Annotated in this window: 16 protein-coding genes; 10 read left to right on the plus strand and 6 right to left on the minus strand. The window is 68.3% G+C overall.

Translation table 11 applies throughout. The features are described from left to right. Positions 1-44: 44 nt before the first annotated feature. From hprK to hpf, 3 genes are all read right to left on the minus strand, one after another. A complete protein-coding gene (gene hprK, locus V8Z74_RS15920) occupies positions 45-1,007 on the minus strand; it encodes an HPr(Ser) kinase/phosphatase (protein WP_066480888.1) in 963 nt (320 codons plus the stop codon). Positions 1,008-1,034: 27 nt separating this feature from the next. Continuing rightward, entirely contained in the window at positions 1,035-1,508 is a 474-nt protein-coding gene (locus V8Z74_RS15925) for a PTS sugar transporter subunit IIA (RefSeq protein ID WP_066480889.1), read from the minus strand. Positions 1,509-1,747: 239 nt separating this feature from the next. Continuing rightward, complete coding sequence (gene hpf, locus V8Z74_RS15930) at positions 1,748-2,110, minus strand: ribosome hibernation-promoting factor, HPF/YfiA family (RefSeq protein ID WP_066480892.1); 363 nt, start codon at positions 2,108-2,110, stop codon at positions 1,748-1,750. A 561-nt stretch (positions 2,111-2,671) separates the two neighbouring features. Here hpf and V8Z74_RS15935 point away from each other — a divergent pair. The 4 genes from V8Z74_RS15935 to V8Z74_RS15950 all read left to right on the plus strand — a co-directional run bounded on the left by V8Z74_RS15935 (position 2,672) and on the right by V8Z74_RS15950 (position 6,288). After that, positions 2,672-3,589, plus strand: a complete 918-nt coding sequence (locus tag V8Z74_RS15935) for a phosphoribosylaminoimidazolesuccinocarboxamide synthase (RefSeq protein WP_066480898.1) — start codon at positions 2,672-2,674, stop codon at positions 3,587-3,589. A gap of 278 nt (positions 3,590-3,867) precedes the next feature. After that, a complete protein-coding gene (locus tag V8Z74_RS15940; protein WP_349710118.1) occupies positions 3,868-4,449 on the plus strand; it encodes a DJ-1/PfpI family protein in 582 nt (193 codons plus the stop codon). 92 nt (positions 4,450-4,541) lie between these two features. Beyond that, a complete protein-coding gene (locus V8Z74_RS15945; protein WP_349710120.1) occupies positions 4,542-4,892 on the plus strand; it encodes a ribbon-helix-helix domain-containing protein in 351 nt (116 codons plus the stop codon). Positions 4,893-4,953: 61 nt separating this feature from the next. Then, a complete protein-coding gene (locus V8Z74_RS15950; RefSeq protein ID WP_349710122.1) occupies positions 4,954-6,288 on the plus strand; it encodes a sensor domain-containing diguanylate cyclase in 1,335 nt (444 codons plus the stop codon). 29 nt (positions 6,289-6,317) lie between these two features. Here V8Z74_RS15950 and trxA read toward each other — a convergent pair whose 3' ends face one another. Beyond that, positions 6,318-7,268 carry a thioredoxin gene (gene trxA / locus V8Z74_RS15955; RefSeq protein WP_066480906.1) on the minus strand — a complete coding sequence of 317 codons (951 nt, stop codon included), beginning with the start codon at positions 7,266-7,268 and terminating at the stop codon, positions 6,318-6,320. A 303-nt stretch (positions 7,269-7,571) separates the two neighbouring features. Between trxA and V8Z74_RS15960 the strand changes: the two genes are divergently transcribed. The 5 genes from V8Z74_RS15960 to V8Z74_RS15980 all read left to right on the plus strand — a co-directional run bounded on the left by V8Z74_RS15960 (position 7,572) and on the right by V8Z74_RS15980 (position 12,740). Continuing rightward, the gene (locus V8Z74_RS15960; protein WP_349710125.1) at positions 7,572-8,594 is read left to right on the plus strand and encodes an ABC transporter ATP-binding protein; all 1,023 of its coding nucleotides are present in this window, start codon (positions 7,572-7,574) and stop codon (positions 8,592-8,594) included. Then, positions 8,591-9,961 (plus strand): hypothetical protein, encoded by a 1,371-nt coding sequence (locus tag V8Z74_RS15965; RefSeq protein WP_349710127.1) that lies wholly within the window; start codon positions 8,591-8,593, stop codon positions 9,959-9,961. The genes V8Z74_RS15960 and V8Z74_RS15965 overlap by 4 nt, the downstream gene beginning before the upstream one ends. Positions 9,962-10,066: 105 nt before the next feature. Next, the gene (purE, locus tag V8Z74_RS15970; protein WP_349710129.1) at positions 10,067-10,561 is read left to right on the plus strand and encodes a 5-(carboxyamino)imidazole ribonucleotide mutase; all 495 of its coding nucleotides are present in this window, start codon (positions 10,067-10,069) and stop codon (positions 10,559-10,561) included. Continuing rightward, a complete protein-coding gene (locus V8Z74_RS15975) occupies positions 10,558-11,730 on the plus strand; it encodes a 5-(carboxyamino)imidazole ribonucleotide synthase (protein WP_349710131.1) in 1,173 nt (390 codons plus the stop codon). Before purE ends, V8Z74_RS15975 begins: the two co-directional genes overlap by 4 nt. An 11-nt stretch (positions 11,731-11,741) precedes the next feature. Next, complete coding sequence (locus V8Z74_RS15980; protein ID WP_349710133.1) at positions 11,742-12,740, plus strand: L-threonylcarbamoyladenylate synthase; 999 nt, start codon at positions 11,742-11,744, stop codon at positions 12,738-12,740. Positions 12,741-12,756: 16 nt separating this feature from the next. Here V8Z74_RS15980 and V8Z74_RS15985 read toward each other — a convergent pair whose 3' ends face one another. Then, the gene (locus V8Z74_RS15985) at positions 12,757-13,746 is read right to left on the minus strand and encodes a LysR family transcriptional regulator (RefSeq protein ID WP_349710135.1); all 990 of its coding nucleotides are present in this window, start codon (positions 13,744-13,746) and stop codon (positions 12,757-12,759) included. A gap of 98 nt (positions 13,747-13,844) precedes the next feature. Between V8Z74_RS15985 and V8Z74_RS15990 the strand changes: the two genes are divergently transcribed. Next, the gene (locus V8Z74_RS15990) at positions 13,845-15,389 is read left to right on the plus strand and encodes a CoA-acylating methylmalonate-semialdehyde dehydrogenase (protein ID WP_349710137.1); all 1,545 of its coding nucleotides are present in this window, start codon (positions 13,845-13,847) and stop codon (positions 15,387-15,389) included. A 181-nt stretch (positions 15,390-15,570) separates the two neighbouring features. Here the strand turns inward: V8Z74_RS15990 and V8Z74_RS15995 are convergent, their stop codons facing one another. Beyond that, positions 15,571-16,242 carry an OmpW/AlkL family protein gene (locus V8Z74_RS15995; RefSeq protein WP_066480916.1) on the minus strand — a complete coding sequence of 224 codons (672 nt, stop codon included), beginning with the start codon at positions 16,240-16,242 and terminating at the stop codon, positions 15,571-15,573. Positions 16,243-16,266: the final 24 nt, after the last annotated feature.

Raw genomic sequence — 16,266 nt, forward strand, 5'->3', positions numbered from 1 at the left:
GCGCTACCCAGGCCAGGAAGAAAGCGCGTGGCGCCCCAACGGGATCAATCCAGTGAGCTGCCGCGCTCCATCGCGAGGCGATGGCGCTGCACGAATTCCTGATAGGTGTCGATGCCGCGCAACTGCAGGATGGCATTGCGCACGGCCGCCTCGACCAGCACGGCGATATTGCGGCCGGCCACCACCTGGATCACCACCTTGCGCACGGGCACGCCCAGCACGTCCTGCGTCAGCGGCTCGGCCGGCAGGCGCTCGTATTCGCGCTCCATGGTTTCCTTGCGCACCAGATGCACGATGAGCTTGAGCCGCATCTTGCGGCGCACCGCCGTCTCGCCAAAGATCGAGCGGATGTCGAGCAGGCCGATGCCGCGCACTTCCAGCAGGTTCTGCAGCAGGTCCGGGCATTTGCCCTCGACTGTGGTCTGGTTGATCCGATACAGATCCACGGCATCGTCGGCCACCAAGCCGTTGCCCCGGGTCACCAGTTCCAGCCCCAGCTCGCTCTTGCCCAGGCCCGACTCGCCGGTGATCAGCACGCCCATGCCCAGAATGTCCATGAACACGCCGTGCATGGTGATGCGGTCGGCAAAGTGCTTGGACAGATAGGCGCGCAGCACGTCGATCACAAAGGCCGACTGCTCCTGGGTGGCGAACATGGGGATGTGCGCACGCTCGCACATGGACAGCAGTTCGTCCGGCGCGTTCTGGCCGTCGGCCAGCACCAGCACCGGAGGCTCCAGCGTGACGATGCGGGCCACGCGGCGTAGGCAGTCCTGCGAAGTGGCATTGGTCAGGTAGGCGATCTCGCGCTCGCCCAGCACCTGCAGGCGGTAGGGATGGATGTAGTTGAGATAGCCGACCAGGTCGGCCCCCGAGCGCGCCGAGCGCACGGCCATCTCGTCGAAGCGGCGCTCGGAAGCGCCCAGGCCCGCCACCCACTGCCAGCGCAGGCTGGAGTTGCGGAAGGCCTCGAACAACACGTCGGCACTGATGGCACTGGGTCTCATGGCAAGGCCCTGCGAAAAAGGAAAGGCTTAGACCAGCGGCGCGGCCGACGACTGCCAGCTGGCGATCATGCCGTGCAGCTGCTGGGCATCCGTGCAGGACTTCAGGCGCTCGCGCAGCTGGCTGTCGCTGAGCAGCTCGGCGATTTCCGAAAGGATTTCCAGGTGCTTCTGCGTGGCGGCCTCGGGCACCAGCAGGAAGATCAGCAGGCTGACCGCCTGCTCATCCGGCGCGTCGAAGCCGATGGGGTTGGCCAGCTGGAACACGGCGGCCATGGGTGCCGTCAAGCCCTTGATGCGCCCGTGCGGAATCGCGACGCCGTGGCCCAGGCCCGTGGAACCCAGGCGCTCGCGCGCGAACAGGCTGTCGGTGATCAGGGCACGGGACAAACCATGCAGACTCTCAAAGAGCAAACCCGCTTCTTCAAAAGCGCGTTTCTTGCTGGTGACATCAACGCTCACAAGCACTTGAGCGGCGGGAAGAATGGAGGCTAGGCGATTCATGGTTGGTCAACAATTATGCACCGCAGCGCTGAAAACCGTGGGGAAACCCTGATCGCCATCAAAAAAAATGCCCCCACGCCTGTCCGCGTTATACCGCCGCGGCCCATGGAGATCCGCTTTGGGCCCAAGGGCATCCCGGCGGCAAAACACCGCCTCTGCAGGCGGTGCTCCATTCGTTGTGTCCCGGCCACAACCGCTGGTAAAAGGGCCGCAAACACCAGGCTTGCGGCCTTTCTTCATCAAGCGGACATCTCCGCCAGCTGCAGCCCTGCGCCCGGCAGGCGCTTGGCCGTGCCGTAGCGGCTCGTGTGCTGGCGCGTCTTGTAGCGCACGACGGCACGGTCCAGCTTGTCGGCCAGGGCGTCCACGGCCGCATACAGATCGAAGTGGCGGGTCTCCACGAACAGGTCCTGGCCCTTGACGCGCACCGTGCAGCCGGCACGCTGGCGCTTGTCCTTTTCCTTTTGCTTGTGCACGGTCAACAGGACCTTGACGTCCACGACCTGATCGAAGTGCCGCAGGATGCGTTCGAGCTTGGCCATCACGTAACTGCGCAACGAGGGAGTGACCTCCAGGTGATGTCCGCTAATCGTCAGATTCATAACAAAACACTCCTTTTTTTCCCGGTGAAAACAGCCTTGCCGCCACGCCAACACCGCGTGTTCCAAGGCCTGCAGATCGGAATGCGCATTCGTCTTGCTGCGCAACCACTATGCGCCCCGCAAGGGGCCAAGGCAACCGAAAAGCCGCGATAGCGCAGGCTCGCGCAGGGCCTTGCCGGCATATTTGGCGAGGGCCGGGTTTGGGCGCACAATGGCTGGCTTTGAGTGGCTCCTGCGTGTATTTCCTACATGGAGCAGTCAGATTTACGACACACCGGCAGCGCTGCCGCCGTCATACACCTTCCCCGGGTCCTACGGGAGAGCGGAGGCCGGCTTGCGCTGCCGGGGCCTTCGCAGAGCGCTCGGGGCAGGCATGACTGCACGGGCGGGCTGCGCCGGTAAAATCGCGCTTTTACGCAGCCGCCCTTGTTGACAACCAGCAGGCCTGCGGCGCCGGCAAGCCCCGCCACGGGATGGCAGGGCCGCCAGCGCCGGACGGCCGACCTGCCACCGCGTGCCTGATCCTTGCCCGATCACGCCAGCTTGCCCCACTTCTCGACCATGACCACCCAGCCTTCCGCCCTGCACACTTCCAACATTGCCTCGCTGCCCCTGCTGGCACGCGGCAAGGTCCGCGACAACTACGCCGTGGGCGACGACCGCATCCTGATGGTGGCCTCGGACCGCCTCTCGGCCTTTGACGTGATCATGGGCGAGCCCATTCCGGGCAAGGGCGTGCTGCTGACGCAGATGGCGCTGTTCTGGTTCGACAAGCTCGGCCATATCTGCCCCAACCACCTGACGGGCGAGGCGCCCGAGTCGGTGGTCCAGCCCGACGAGGTCAGGCAGGTCGAGGGCCGCTCCATGCTGGTCAAGCGCCTCAAGCCCGTGCTGATCGAAGCCGTGGTGCGGGGCTACCTGGCCGGCAGCGGCTGGAAGGAATACCAGGAGTCGCAATCGGTCTGCGGCGTGAAGCTGCCCGCCGGCCTGACCAACGCAGCCAAGCTGCCCGAGCCCATCTATACCCCGGCCGCCAAGGCCGAGATGGGCGACCATGACGAGAACATCACCTACGAGCGCACCGTGGAGATGGTGGGCGAGAAGCTGGCCGCCCAGATCCGCGACACCGCCATCCGCATCTACAAGGAAGCGGCCGAGATCGCGCTGCAAAAGGGCATGATCATTGCCGACACCAAGTTCGAATTCGGCCTGGCCGAAGACGGCACCCTGGTGCTGATGGACGAGGTGCTGACGCCCGACAGCTCGCGCTACTGGCCCGTGGAGGGCTATGCCGACGCGCTGGCCAAGGGCGAGAACCCGCCCAGCTACGACAAGCAGTTCGTGCGCGACTGGCTGGAGCAGGCCCAGGTCAACGGCAAGGCCTGGGACAAGAAGGCCCCGGCACCGCGCCTGCCCAAGGAAGTCATCGACAAGACCGCGGCCAAGTACCGCGAGGCGCTGGAGCGCCTGACGGCCTGATCCCCGGCCCTCGCAACGCTTCTGCGGCACCGGCGGCGCAATGCGCTGCCGGTGCCGTTGTTGTTTTTCGCGCTTTTGCTATCGATAGAGAAGCTGATAGCGCTTTCCAATCATATGTTTCAGAATCAAAAGCATCCATATTTCAATGGAGACAGGCGCCAGCCGCTTCTTCATTGAGAGCAAGATCGGCGTGCCGCTACGTAGTAGCCGGCTAATACCCGCAGCCTCCGGCTCCTGTCCACAATGGGCTGATTCCATCACCCCAGAAGGAGACAACCATGGCAGGCAAGAAGATTCTGATGATTTGCGGCGACTACTGCGAGGACTACGAGACCATGGTGCCGTTCCAGGCGCTGCTGGCCGTGGGCCACACGGTGCACGCGGTCTGTCCCAACAAGAAGGCCGGCGAACAGATCAAGACCGCCATCCACGACTTCGAGGGCGCGCAGACCTATAGCGAAAAGCCCGGCCACAACTTCACGCTCAACGCCACGTTTGCCGAGGTGAAGCCCGAGCAGTACGACGCCCTGGTCATCCCCGGCGGCCGCGGCCCCGAATACCTGCGCGGCTATGAAAGCGTGCGCGCCGCCGTGCGCCATTTCTTCGACACCGACAAGCCCGTGGCCGCCGTCTGCCACGGCGCCCAGCTGCTGGCCGGCGCCGGCGTGCTCAAGGGCCGTACCTGCTCGGCCTATCCCGCCTGCCGCGCCGAGGTGGAACTGGCCGGCGGCACCTATGCCGACATCCCCGTGGACCAGGCCCATACCGAAGGCAATCTGGTCAGCGCGCCCGCCTGGCCCGCGCACCCGGCCTGGATCGCGCAGTTCCTGGAACTGCTGGGTACGCGCATCAGCCACTGATGCCACCGAGCGGCTCTGCCGCCGAACGGCCGGCTTGACGCCGCAGGCACCGGGCCTCACCATGGCCCGGTTTTGTTTTCCGGAAACCCGCCATGTGCCAAGTCTTCATCAGCGCCGATCCGCAGCTCTGGGCGCACCGCGCGCGGTCCGTGCGCCTGCACGGCGTAGCGACCAGCATCCGGCTCGAAAACCTGTTCTGGCAAGTGCTCGAAGACATCGCCGCGCGCGACGGCTACAGCGTGCCCCAGCTGTGCACCCGGCTCTACGACGAGCTGCTGGCCGAGCGCGGCGCCGTGGACAATTTCGCGTCCTTTCTGCGCGTGTGCTGCACGCGCTATCTGGCGCTGCAGCTGTCGGGCGAGATCCCGCAGGACGCAGGCATCCCGATCCGCTCGCTGGCCCTGGCAGCCCAGGCCGGCGGCAGTCCTTCGCTGCGCCACTGAATCGGAACGCGCCCACGCTGCCCCGCGCGGCTATAGTCGCTGCAGACTGCCACTGCCCATCATGAACCTTCCCTGCGGACTGCCCGACACCCGGGACGAAAGCCAGCACCTGCGCGAACTGCTGGACCACAACACGGACTGGATCTGGGAAGTGGACGCACAGGGGCGCTACACCTATGTTTCGCGCATGGTCACGGCCATGCTGGGCTATCCGCCCGAACAGGTGCTGGGCAAGACGCCTTTCGACTTCATGCCGCCGGCCGAAGCCCGGCGTGTGGGCCAGGCCTTCGGCGCCATCGTGGCGGAACAACGGCCGTTTGCCGGCCTGGTCAACCGCAACCAGCGGGCCGACGGCAGCATCGTGGTACTGGAGACCAGCGGCGTGCCGCTGTTCGACACGCAAGGCCGGCTGGTCGGCTACCGCGGCATAGACCGGGACATTTCGTCGCTGGGCGAGCGCGTGCTGCAGCTCGAGGCCGTCTATGAAAGCTCGCCCGTGGCCCAGTGCACGGTCGATCGCGAAGGCCGCATGGTCATGTCCAACCGCGCCATGGCCCGGCTGCTCGGATGCGAGCCGGAGCAGCTGGGCCATGCGGGCCTGCAGCAGCTGATGCCCGAAGCCTGGCAGCAGGTGCAGGCCGACTTCGGCTGCCTGGATGCCGGCGGCGCGCTGCAGGAATATGAATTCGCCTGGCGGCAGCGCTGGTTCTATGTTTCGCCCCAGGCGCTGCGCGATGCGCGCGGCGATGTGGTGGGGCTTTCCATGGCCTGGCTGGACATCAGCGCACGCCGGCAGGCCGAACACCATCTGACCGAGGCCAACCGGCTGTTGGCCCAGTATGCGCGCCAGGACTACCTGACCGGCCTGTTCAACCGCCGCCATCTGGACGAGCAACTGGGCGCCGAACTGGCGCGCGCGCGGCGCGAAGGCCAGCCGGTATCGCTGTGCATGGCCGATGTGGACTATTTCAAGCGCTACAACGACAACCTGGGCCATCTGGCCGGCGACGACTGCCTGCGCGCCGTGGCGCGCGCCCTCGACCGCAGCGCGATGCGCCCCACAGACATCGTCGGCCGCTATGGCGGCGAAGAGTTCATCTTCATCCTGCCGGCCACGGATGCGGCAGGCGCCCTGTCCGTGGCCGAGCATCTGTGCCGCCAGGTGCAGGGCCTGGCGCTGCCTCATCCCGACAGCCCTCTGCGGCGGGTCAGCATCAGCGTGGGGGTCACGACCTGGATGCCCGGGCCTGCGGGCGCGCGCCATGCGCCGCACCAGGACGGATCGCTGGCCGGCGCACTGCTGCGCCAGGCCGACCAGGCGCTTTACCAGGCCAAGGAGCAGGGCCGCAACCGGGTCGCCTGTCTGCCCATGGAGCCCCAGGGCGCCACGGGCTAAGCCTGGAGAGCCACAGGCCTATCGCACGCTCAGTTCAGCGCCATGCTCAGCTTGCGGCGGTAGCTGTTGACCATGGCCGTGGCCTGGTCCTGCTCGGCGCTGTTCTTGCCCACCAGCTCGATGCCGCCGGCGCTCTTGCCGGGCACGGCGTCCTGCTTCTTGGGCTTGGGCGGGGTCAGCAGTTCCAGGATGGCGACGATGAGCTTGCGCGCGGCCTGGCCGTTCCACTCCTTGTCGCGCATGATGATCTCCAGCAGCTCGTCCATGGCGGCCGTCCACTGGCTGTGGGCCAGCAGCGCGCGGGCGCGGCCGAAGCGCGCGTCGAAATCGCGGCGGTTGGCGGCGATCAGTGCATCGAACTTGGCCACGTCGGCGTTGTCGTCCGAGGTCGCGAACTGCAGGGCCTGCAGCCACTGGCTGAGCGCCTCGAAGCGCAGCGGCTGGGGAATGCGCTTGAGGGGCTCGGCCAGCAGGGCGCCGGCCTCCTCGAAGCTGCCCGTGGCGATCAGCAGGCGCACGTAGTCGAAGCGCGCATCGTCGTTGTGGGGGTCGGCGGCCAGCGCATCGGCCAGTTTCTGCAGCGCGGCCTGGGTGTCGCCGGATTCCAGCAGCGCATGGGCCTCGTCGGCCTCGGCTTCGGCGGCGAGCTCGCTTTCGGAGGGCAGATGCTTGTCGAGGAATTCGCGCAGCTTGCCTTCGGGCTGGGCGCCCATGAAGCCGTCCACGGGCCGGCCGCCGATCATCAGCACGCAGGTGGGGATGGAGCGGATGCCGAACATGCCGGCCAGCTGCTGCTCCTGGTCGGAGTCGATCTTGACCAGCTTGAAGCGGCCCTCATAGGCGGCTTCCAGCTTTTCCAGGATGGGCCCCAGCGTCTTGCAGGGACCGCACCAGGGCGCCCAGAAGTCCACCAGCACCGGCACCTCCATGGAGGCGGCGACGACTTCGGCTTCAAAATTCTCAATGGTGACGTCCATCATGTGATCAAACCCCGTGGCAAGGCGCGCCCCGGTGCGGGCGCGCGCAATGATTGTCGAAAGCCCGCCTGACCATCCAGGAGCGGCAGGGCGCATATGGGGCGATTCTCCAGCAAATCGGCAAGTCCCCGGCTGCAATCGAAATAAGAGCAGCCAGCGCCCCTTTCAAGCCGTTGCAGAACCGATCAATGCTCAAACCGAATACCGTCTGGCGCAAGCAGCTCCTTTTTCGGGAGTCAGACTGACGAGCCCATGCCCGGCCCTGGTCTATATTGCGGCCACCATGGGCTGCCCAGGAGCGCCGACTTGATCGAAATTTCACAACTGGTATTCGAATACCCGGGCCACCGGGCGCTGGACGGCGTCAGCCTGCGCATCGCCGCGGGCAGCGTCACGGCGCTGGTCGGTCCCAACGGGGCCGGCAAGTCCACGCTGATGCGCTGCATCGCGGGGCTGGAGCAGCCGCTGTCGGGCCAGATCCGCGTGCAGGGCATTGCGGTGCAGGAGCAGCCGCGCGAGGTGCACCGCCACCTGGGCTACCTGTCCGATTTCTACGGCCTGTACGACCGCCTGAGGGTGGAACGCTGCCTGCAGTATTCCGCCTTGGCCATGGGCGTGGCGGCGGACCGGGTCGACGCCCGCGTGCGGCAGGTGGCGGCCCAGCTGGGCCTGTCGGAGCTGCTGCAGCGCTACCCGACGGAACTGTCGCGCGGCCAGCGCCAGCGCGTGGCAATAGGCCAGGCCATCGTCCACCAGCCTGGCGTGCTGCTGCTGGACGAGCCTGCCAGCGGCCTGGACCCCGAGGCGCGCAGCAGCCTCTCGCAGCTGTTCAGGCAGCTGCAGGCCCAGGGCATGACGCTGGTGGTCTCCAGCCACATCCTCAGCGAACTCGACGAATACTGCACGCACATCCTGGCCATACGCGGCGGCCGCATCGAAAGCCACGAGGCCCTGCATGCCGCAGCGCCCGTGGATTCGGCGAGCGCCGCCGCGCAGGCGCTGTATGCGCTGGAGATCGCGCCTTCCGGCGCCGACGCCGAGCCGCGGCTGCGCCAGGCGCTGCAGGACAGCGGCGTGCAGGTGCAGGAACAAGTGCAGGAGCTGGATGCCACCGGCATGCGCCCCACCCTGCTGTGGTTGCCGGCATCGCCCGCGGCGCGCGCGCAATGGCTGGCCCGCATGGTGCAGGCCGGCGTGGCCGTGGCCGGGCTGGCCCCGGTGCGCGAGCGCCTGCAGGACCGCTATGCGCGTACTGCAGGTACCGCAGGCAGCAGCGGTGGCCATGGCGCACCGCAAACCGCCCCCAGCCACGCACAGGAGCAGGCATGACGCGCAATCCCGAATTCCAGCGCCAGCTCTGGCTCAACTGGAGCCCTTCGCTGCTGGCCTGGAGCCTGGGCCTGAGCGCCCTCGTCCTGGCCCTGCCGCTGGTGCTCGCCCCTGCCAGCGAACGTGCTTCCTACCTGGGTGTCACGGCCACGGCCGGCCTGTGGATGGCCTCGGCCGTCTACGGCAGCGTGCTGGCCGGCAGAAGCCTGGCCGAGGAGGCAGGCCAGAACACCTGGGACTGGCAGCGCCTGTCGGCCCTGTCGCCCTGGCAGATGGCCTGGGGCAAGCTGCTGGGCTCGGCCGTCCCGGCCTGGATGTACACGCTGTGGTTCGCCCTGGCCGTGCTCTTCGTCTCGGCCACCTGGGCCGGCCAGGCCGCGCTGGGCCTGCATTCGGTGGCGCTGGCCGTGCTGTGGGGCCTGGGCCTGCAGGCCTGGGCCATGAATTCCGTGCTCATCGGCTGGGGCCAGCGGGAGATTCCCGCCAACCGCCGCCGCGCGGCGCTGCTGCCGCTGCTGTTCCTGTTCTTCATTCCCGGCCCCTATCTCGGCCGCATCTACGGCAGCCTGCTCAACGGCAGCGAGCGGGCCGTGCTCTGGTGGGGCCTCGACATCGGCAGCAAGGGCATGGCCTATCTGTTCGGTGCGCTGCTGCTGGCCCTGGGCCTGCTGACGCTGTGGCGCCAGCTGTGCGCACGGCTGGACGTGCGCACCCTGCCCTGGGCCTGGCCGCTGGGGCTGGCCGCCAGCGGCTTCTTCGTGGCCGGCACGCTCGATGCCGGACTGCCCGCGCTCTGGAAGGCCACGGCCTGGATCGCCCTGGCCGCCACGGCCTATGCAGCCCTGCAGCATGTGCACAGCGACCTGCGCAGCTGGCGCCAGGTGCAGTGGTCGGCCAGCCGCGGTCGCTGGCGCGAAATGCTGCAGGCGCTGCCGCTGTGGCCCGTGAGCTGGCTGCTGGCCCTGGCCGCATCCCTCCTGCTGCCGCTCCAGCCGAACGCCCACGAGGCCGGCCACGGCGCCGGCATGGTGGCGCTGCTGGCCTGCCTGCAGCTGCTGCGCGACGGCCTGATCCTGACCGGCTTTGCCCTGCTGGCCGGCCGGCTGCGCTCGCCGCTGGCGGCCTTCTGCATGGCCTGGGTCGTCATCAACATCGTGCTGCCGCTGCTGGCCCTGGGCCTGGCCGGCCCGGGGGGCGCGGCCGCCGTGCAGCCCGCCATGGCGCTGATGTTCGGCGACTCCGGGATACCGGCCATCCGCGATGCCACGGCCTGGGTTTCGCTGGGCCTGCAGCTGCTGCTGGCCGCGGGCTGGGCGGCATGGATCTTCCGCGACCGGGTGCTGGGCTTTGCGCACGAGAACGGCTGAACGGCCGGCCCGGGCAGCCCGATCAAACCCGTGGCCGCCCGGGCGCATGCCAAAAAAGTAAAATCGGGGGTTCCACTAGGCCGGGCGGCAGGCGCCCCACACGACATGAACCCCATCCAAGTTGGCGTGGTCATGGGTTCCAGCAGCGACTGGGACACCATGCAGCACGCAGTTGCCATCCTCCAGCAATTCGGTATCGCCTTCGAGGCCCAGGTGGTCTCCGCCCACCGCATGCCGGACGACATGTTCCGCTTTGCCGAAGCCGCCGCTGACCGGGGCCTCAAGGCCATCATCGCCGGTGCCGGCGGTGCCGCCCACCTGCCCGGCATGATTGCCGCCAAGACCACCGTGCCCGTGCTGGGCGTCCCCGTGGCCAGCCGCCACCTGCAGGGCGTGGACTCGCTGCACTCCATCGTGCAGATGCCCAAGGGCGTGCCCGTGGCGACCTTCGCCATCGGCAATGCCGGCGCAGCCAATGCGGCCCTGTTCGCCGTGGCCCTGCTGGCCAACGAGGATGCCGGGCTGCGCAAGAAGCTCGAAGCCTTCCGCGCCAAGCAGACCGAAGCCGCCCGCAACATGACGCTGCCGGTGAACGCATGAGCAAAGACACCGACGTGATCCTGCCGGGTGCGACGCTCGGCGTGCTCGGCGGCGGACAGCTGGGCCGCATGTTCGTGCATGCCGCCCAGGCCATGGGCTACTTCACGGCCGTGCTGGACCAGGACGCAACCAGCCCCGCCGGCCTGGTCAGCCACCACCACATCCGCACCGGCTATGAAGACCCGCAAGGCCTGGCCGAGCTGGCCAGGCTCTGCGCGGCCGTGACCACCGAATTCGAGAACGTGCCCGCCGGCGCACTGAACCAGCTGGCGACGAGCCTGCCCGTCTCGCCCGCCGGTTCCGCCGTGGCCATCGCCCAGGACCGCGCCGCCGAGAAGGCGCACTTCGTGAAGTGCGGCGTGCCCTGCGCGCCCTACGCCGTGATAGCCACGCCCGAGCAGCTGGCCGCCGTCAACGATGCGCTGCTGCCGGGCATCCTCAAGACCGCCCGCATGGGCTACGACGGCAAGGGCCAGGTGCGCGTGAAGACGCGCGCCGAGCTCGCCGCCGCCTGGGAGCAGCTGGGCCGCGTGGCCTGCGTGCTGGAGAAGATGCTGCCGCTGGCGCACGAATGCTCGGTCATCGTGGCCCGCGGCCGCAACGGCGACATCGTCAACCTGCCCGTGCAGCGCAATCTGCACCGCGAGGGCATTCTGGCCGTGACCGAGGTCTATGCAGGCAACCTGCCTGCAGCCCAGGCAGAGCAAGCGCTGGCAGCTGCGAAATCCGTAGCTGACGGCCTGGACTACGTGGGCGTGCTGTGCGTGGAGTTCTTCGTGCTGCAGGACGGCAAGCTGGTCGTCAACGAGATCGCCCCGCGCCCGCACAACAGCGGCCACTACAGCCAGAACGCCTGCGATGTCTCGCAGTTCGAGCTGCAGGTGCGCTGCATGACCGGCCTGCCGCTGACCCAGCCGCGCCAGCACAGCCCCTCCATCATGCTCAATCTGCTGGGCGATCTGTGGTTCAGGCAGGGCGGCGATACGCCGGCGACGCCGGCCTGGGACAAGGTGCTGCAGCTTCCCGGCTGCCACCTGCATCTGTACGGCAAGGCCGATGCCAAACGCGGCCGCAAGATGGGCCACCTGAACATCACGGCCGCCACGCCGGAAGCCGTGCGCGCGACGGCGCTGAAGGCGGCAGAAATCCTCGGCATCGCGCCGTTCTGAGAGGCTGCAACGTGATACTGGATGGAAACCTGGACGCCTCGGTGCAGGCCGCGGCGCGGGCCCTGCAGCGCGGCGAACTTCTGGGTCTGCCCACCGAGACGGTGTACGGCCTGGCGGCCGACAGCGACAACGATGCCGCCGTGGCGCAGATCTTCGCGGCCAAGGGGCGCCCGGCCAACCATCCATTGATCGTGCACGTGGCCGACAGCGCGGCCATCACGCGCTATGCCAAGGAGGTGCCGGTCTTCGCCCAGCAGCTGATCGACGCCTTCTGGCCCGGCCCGCTCACCCTCATCCTGCCGCGCCTGCCCCATGCGGCCAGGGCTTCGACGGGCGGCCAGGACAGCGTGGGCCTGCGCTGCCCTTCGCATCCCGTGGCCCGTGCCGTGCTCGCGGCCTGCCAGCGGCTGGAACCGCCGGTCTGGGGCGTGTCCGCGCCCAGCGCCAACAAGTTCGGCCGCGTCAGCCCCACCACGGCCCGCCATGTGGCCGATGAGTTCGGCGATGCGCTGCTGGTGCTGGACGGCGGCGCCTGCGAGGTGGGCATCGAATCCACCATTGTGGACTGCACGCGCGGCGTGCCCGTGCTGCTGCGCCCCGGCGCCATCACGCGCGACGACATCGAGCGCGCCTGCGGCCTGCGCCCGCTCTCCAAGGAAGAGCTGCCCGCGCACACGCCGCGGGCCTCCGGCACGCTTTTGGCCCACTATGCGCCCAATGCCAAGGTGCGGCTCATGGACGCCCGGCAGCTGCAGTCGGCGCTGGACATCCTGGGCTCGGAAGGCCGGCACATCGCCGTCTACCACCGCAGCCCGCTGCGCTCGACGGCCCAGGGCATCACCCTGCGCGCCATGCCGGCGCAGGCCCTGGACGCCGCCCGAGAATTGTTCGGCACGCTGCGCGACTTCGACGAGATCGGCGCCCGCCTGATCTGGATCGAAACCCCGCCCGACACGGCGGACTGGGAAGGCGTGCGCGACCGCCTGCAGCGCGCGGCGGCGGCCGGCTGAGCACGCGGGCACCGGGTCAGGACCCGAAGCCCTCGGCAAACGACTCGCGCAGAAACTCCACGAACACCGCCACGGCGCGCGGCACATGGCTGGCGTAGGGGCGGATGGCGAACAGTTGCTCGCCGAAGGCATCCACCGATTTCCAGTCCGCCAGCACCTGCTGCAGCTGGCCCGAGGCCAGCCCCGACTGGGCGCTGAAATCGGGCACCAGCGCAATGCCCAGGCCTGCCAGCGCCGCATCGCGCAGCATCTCGCTGTTGTTGGCGGCAAAACCGCCCGCTACAGGCACGACGATGCGCTCGCCCTCTTTTTCACCCCTCTTGCGGCGCACGAAATGCCAGGCCGGCTGGCCCTGGCTGCGCGGATAGTGCAGGCAGTTGTGCCCCACCAGGGCCTGCGGCGTGGCTGGCGCTCCATGGGCGGCCAGATAGTCGCGGCTGGCCACGAGCAGCGCGCGCGTGGGCGCCAGCGCCCAGGCCACATGGGTTTCGGGCGGCGCCGAGACATGGCGCACGGCCAGATCAAACCCTTCCAGCGCCAGCGAGCGCATGCGGTCGGACAGGTCCAGCTCCAGCCGGATCTCGGGATAGGCGCGCACGAAGCGCGGCAGCCGCGGCATGAGCTGCTGGCGCGTGAAGGCCACGGGCGCCGTCACGCGCAGCAGCCCGCGCGGCTCGGCCGCCAGATCCTTGACGCTGGCAAAGCCGTGGGCGATGTGCTCGAAGGCGCCGCGCGTATGGTCCACCAACCGCTCGCCGGCCTCGGTCAGGCGCACGCTGCGCGTGGTGCGCCGCACCAGGGCCACGCCGGCGGCGCGCTCCAGCTCGGCAATGCGCTGGCTCATCGCCGCCTTGCTCACACCCAGCCGCGCCGCCGCCGCCGTGAAGCTGCCCTGCTGCGACAGCACCACCAGCCAGTGCAGATGACTCCACAGCGCCTCGGCGCCCGTGCCGATGCCCGTCCCCGCCACCGGCCCCGGCCCCGGTCCGGCCGGCTGCGCGTTCATATTTTTGCTTTCCATGCATGGATTGTTCACCACAATGAACAATCAATTCAAGCCAGCCTATCTAGGCAAGCCCGCCCAGGCTTTCTAGACTGGCCTTCATGAGCACCACCACACCCCAATCCGCACCGACTCCCATCGTCCACTTCATCAACGGCCAGCGCACCGAAGGCGCCGGCGGCCGCACGCAGGACGTGACCAATCCGGCCACGGGCCGCGTCACGGGCCGCGTGGCCCTGGCCGCGCGTGCCGATGTGGACGCCGCCGTGGCCGCGGCCCAGGCCGCCTTTCCCAAGTGGGCCGACACGCCGCCCATTCGCCGCGCCCGCGTACTGTTCCGCTTCCTGGAGCTGCTCAACCAGCACAAGGATGCGCTGGCCCACGCCATCACGGCCGAGCACGGCAAGGTCTTCACCGATGCCCAGGGCGAGGTCACGCGCGGCATCGAGATCGTGGAGTTCGCCTGCGGCATTCCGCAGCTGCTCAAGGGCGGTTTCACCGACCAGGTCTCCACCGGTATCGACAACTGGACGCTGCGCCAGCCCCTGGGCGTGGTGGCCGGCATCACGCCGTTCAACTTCCCCGTCATGGTGCCTTGCTGGATGTTCCCCGTGGCCATTGCCGCAGGCAATACCTTCGTGCTCAAGCCCAGCCCCATCGACCCCACGCCCTCGCTGATGATTGCCGATCTGCTCCGGCAGGCCGGCCTGCCCGACGGCGTGTTCAACGTGGTCCAGGGCGACAAGGAGGCCGTGGACGCGCTGCTCGAACACCCCGCCGTGCAGGCCGTGAGCTTCGTGGGCTCCACGCCCATCGCCAACCACATCTACGAGGCCGGTGCGCGCCACGGCAAGCGCGTGCAGGCCCTGGGCGGTGCCAAGAACCACATGGTGGTCATGCCCGACGCCGACATGGAGCAGGCCGTGGACGCGCTGATCGGCGCGGGCTACGGCTCGGCCGGCGAACGCTGCATGGCCATCAGCGTGGCCGTGCTGGTGGGCGATGCGGCCGACCGGCTGGTGCCGCGCCTCGTCGAGCGCGCCCGGACGCTCAAGGTGCTGGACGGCGAGGACCTGGCCGCCGAGATGGGCCCCATCGTGACGCGCGCCGCGCACGAGCGCATCTGCAGCTACATCGAGCTGGGCGTGCAGGAAGGCGCGCAGCTGCTGGTGGACGGCCGGGGCTTTGACGCCCGCGCGGCGGGTGCCGGCACGGGCACCGACACCTCGGACGGCTTCTGGCTGGGCGGCACGCTGTTCGACCATGTGACGCCCGAGATGCGCATCTACAAGGAAGAGATCTTCGGCCCGGTGCTGGCCATCGTGCGCGCCAAGGACTTCGCCGAGGCCGTCGAGCTGGTCAACCGCCACGAGTTCGGCAACGGCGTGGCCTGCTTCACGCGCGACGGCCACGTGGCCCGCGAGTTCGGCCGCCGCATTCAGGTCGGCATGGTGGGCATCAACGTGCCGATTCCCGTGCCCATGGCCTGGCAGGGCTTCGGCGGCTGGAAGCGCAGCCTGTTCGGCGACATGCACGCCTACGGCGAGGAAGGCGTGCGCTTCTACACACGCCAGAAGAGCATCATGCAGCGCTGGCCCGAGAGCACGCCCAAGGGCGCGGAATTCGCGATGCCGACGGCAAAGTAATCCCCTGGGCCGCCGCGCGGCATCTTCCGTGGAGAGCAGACGCTTCCACCGCCGGACGCCCCCCCTGCCCGGTACCTCGGGCCGTGGAACACGGCAGCTTGAAAGCCTGCCCGTTGCCGGAGCGGCCCCCCCAAAAAAAAGTCCGGGTCAGGCCCGGACTTTTTTTATCGGCCTTGCGGCATCAGAACCGGTAGCCGATGCCGATGGCAAAGACATCGGGGTTGAACTTGACCTTGATGCTCTGGCCCGTCGACAGGTGGATGGTGCTCTTCAGGAAGCTCTTGTAGTAGGCCGCATCGATGAACCAGCGGTCGTTCAGGTTGTAGACAAAGCCGATCTGCGGCGTGATGCCGAACTTGTTGTCCAGCTTGGCCGTGGTCGGGTTGGCCTGCGTGCCGCCGGACAGGCCGTTGAGCGTGGCCGTGGTCTTCTCGTCGAAGAACCAGGCATAGGTCACGCCCAGGCCCACGTAGGGGCGGAAGGCGGCATTGGCCGCGTTGAAGCGGTACTGGGCGAACACCGTGGCCGCGAGCACCTTGGTGCTGCCCAGCTTGCCCACGCCGGCCAGCGCGCCGTCGCCCACGAGGTCATTCTTGAACGGCAGGCCGAGCGGCACGTCCAGCGCGAAGTTGTCGGTCACCATGTAGGTGAGGCCACCGGTCAGCTGGGTATCGCTCTTGGCATCCACCTTGGTGTTGGGAAACGACGGCGCCGACAGATTGCCGCTCGATACGTCGGGCGACAGATGGGTGGCGCCGATGCGCGCCGACCAGGTGCCCGCCGATTGCGCACCCGCCAGGCCGCAGGCGGTCAGGGCCGCGGCCCCGGCGGCGATCCGCAAAAACTTCTTCATGTTTGTCTCCTTGTCTTTCGCGGA

The organism is Comamonas sp. w2-DMI (assembly GCF_040187735.1).
Lineage (GTDB): Bacteria > Pseudomonadota > Gammaproteobacteria > Burkholderiales > Burkholderiaceae_C > Comamonas > Comamonas terrae.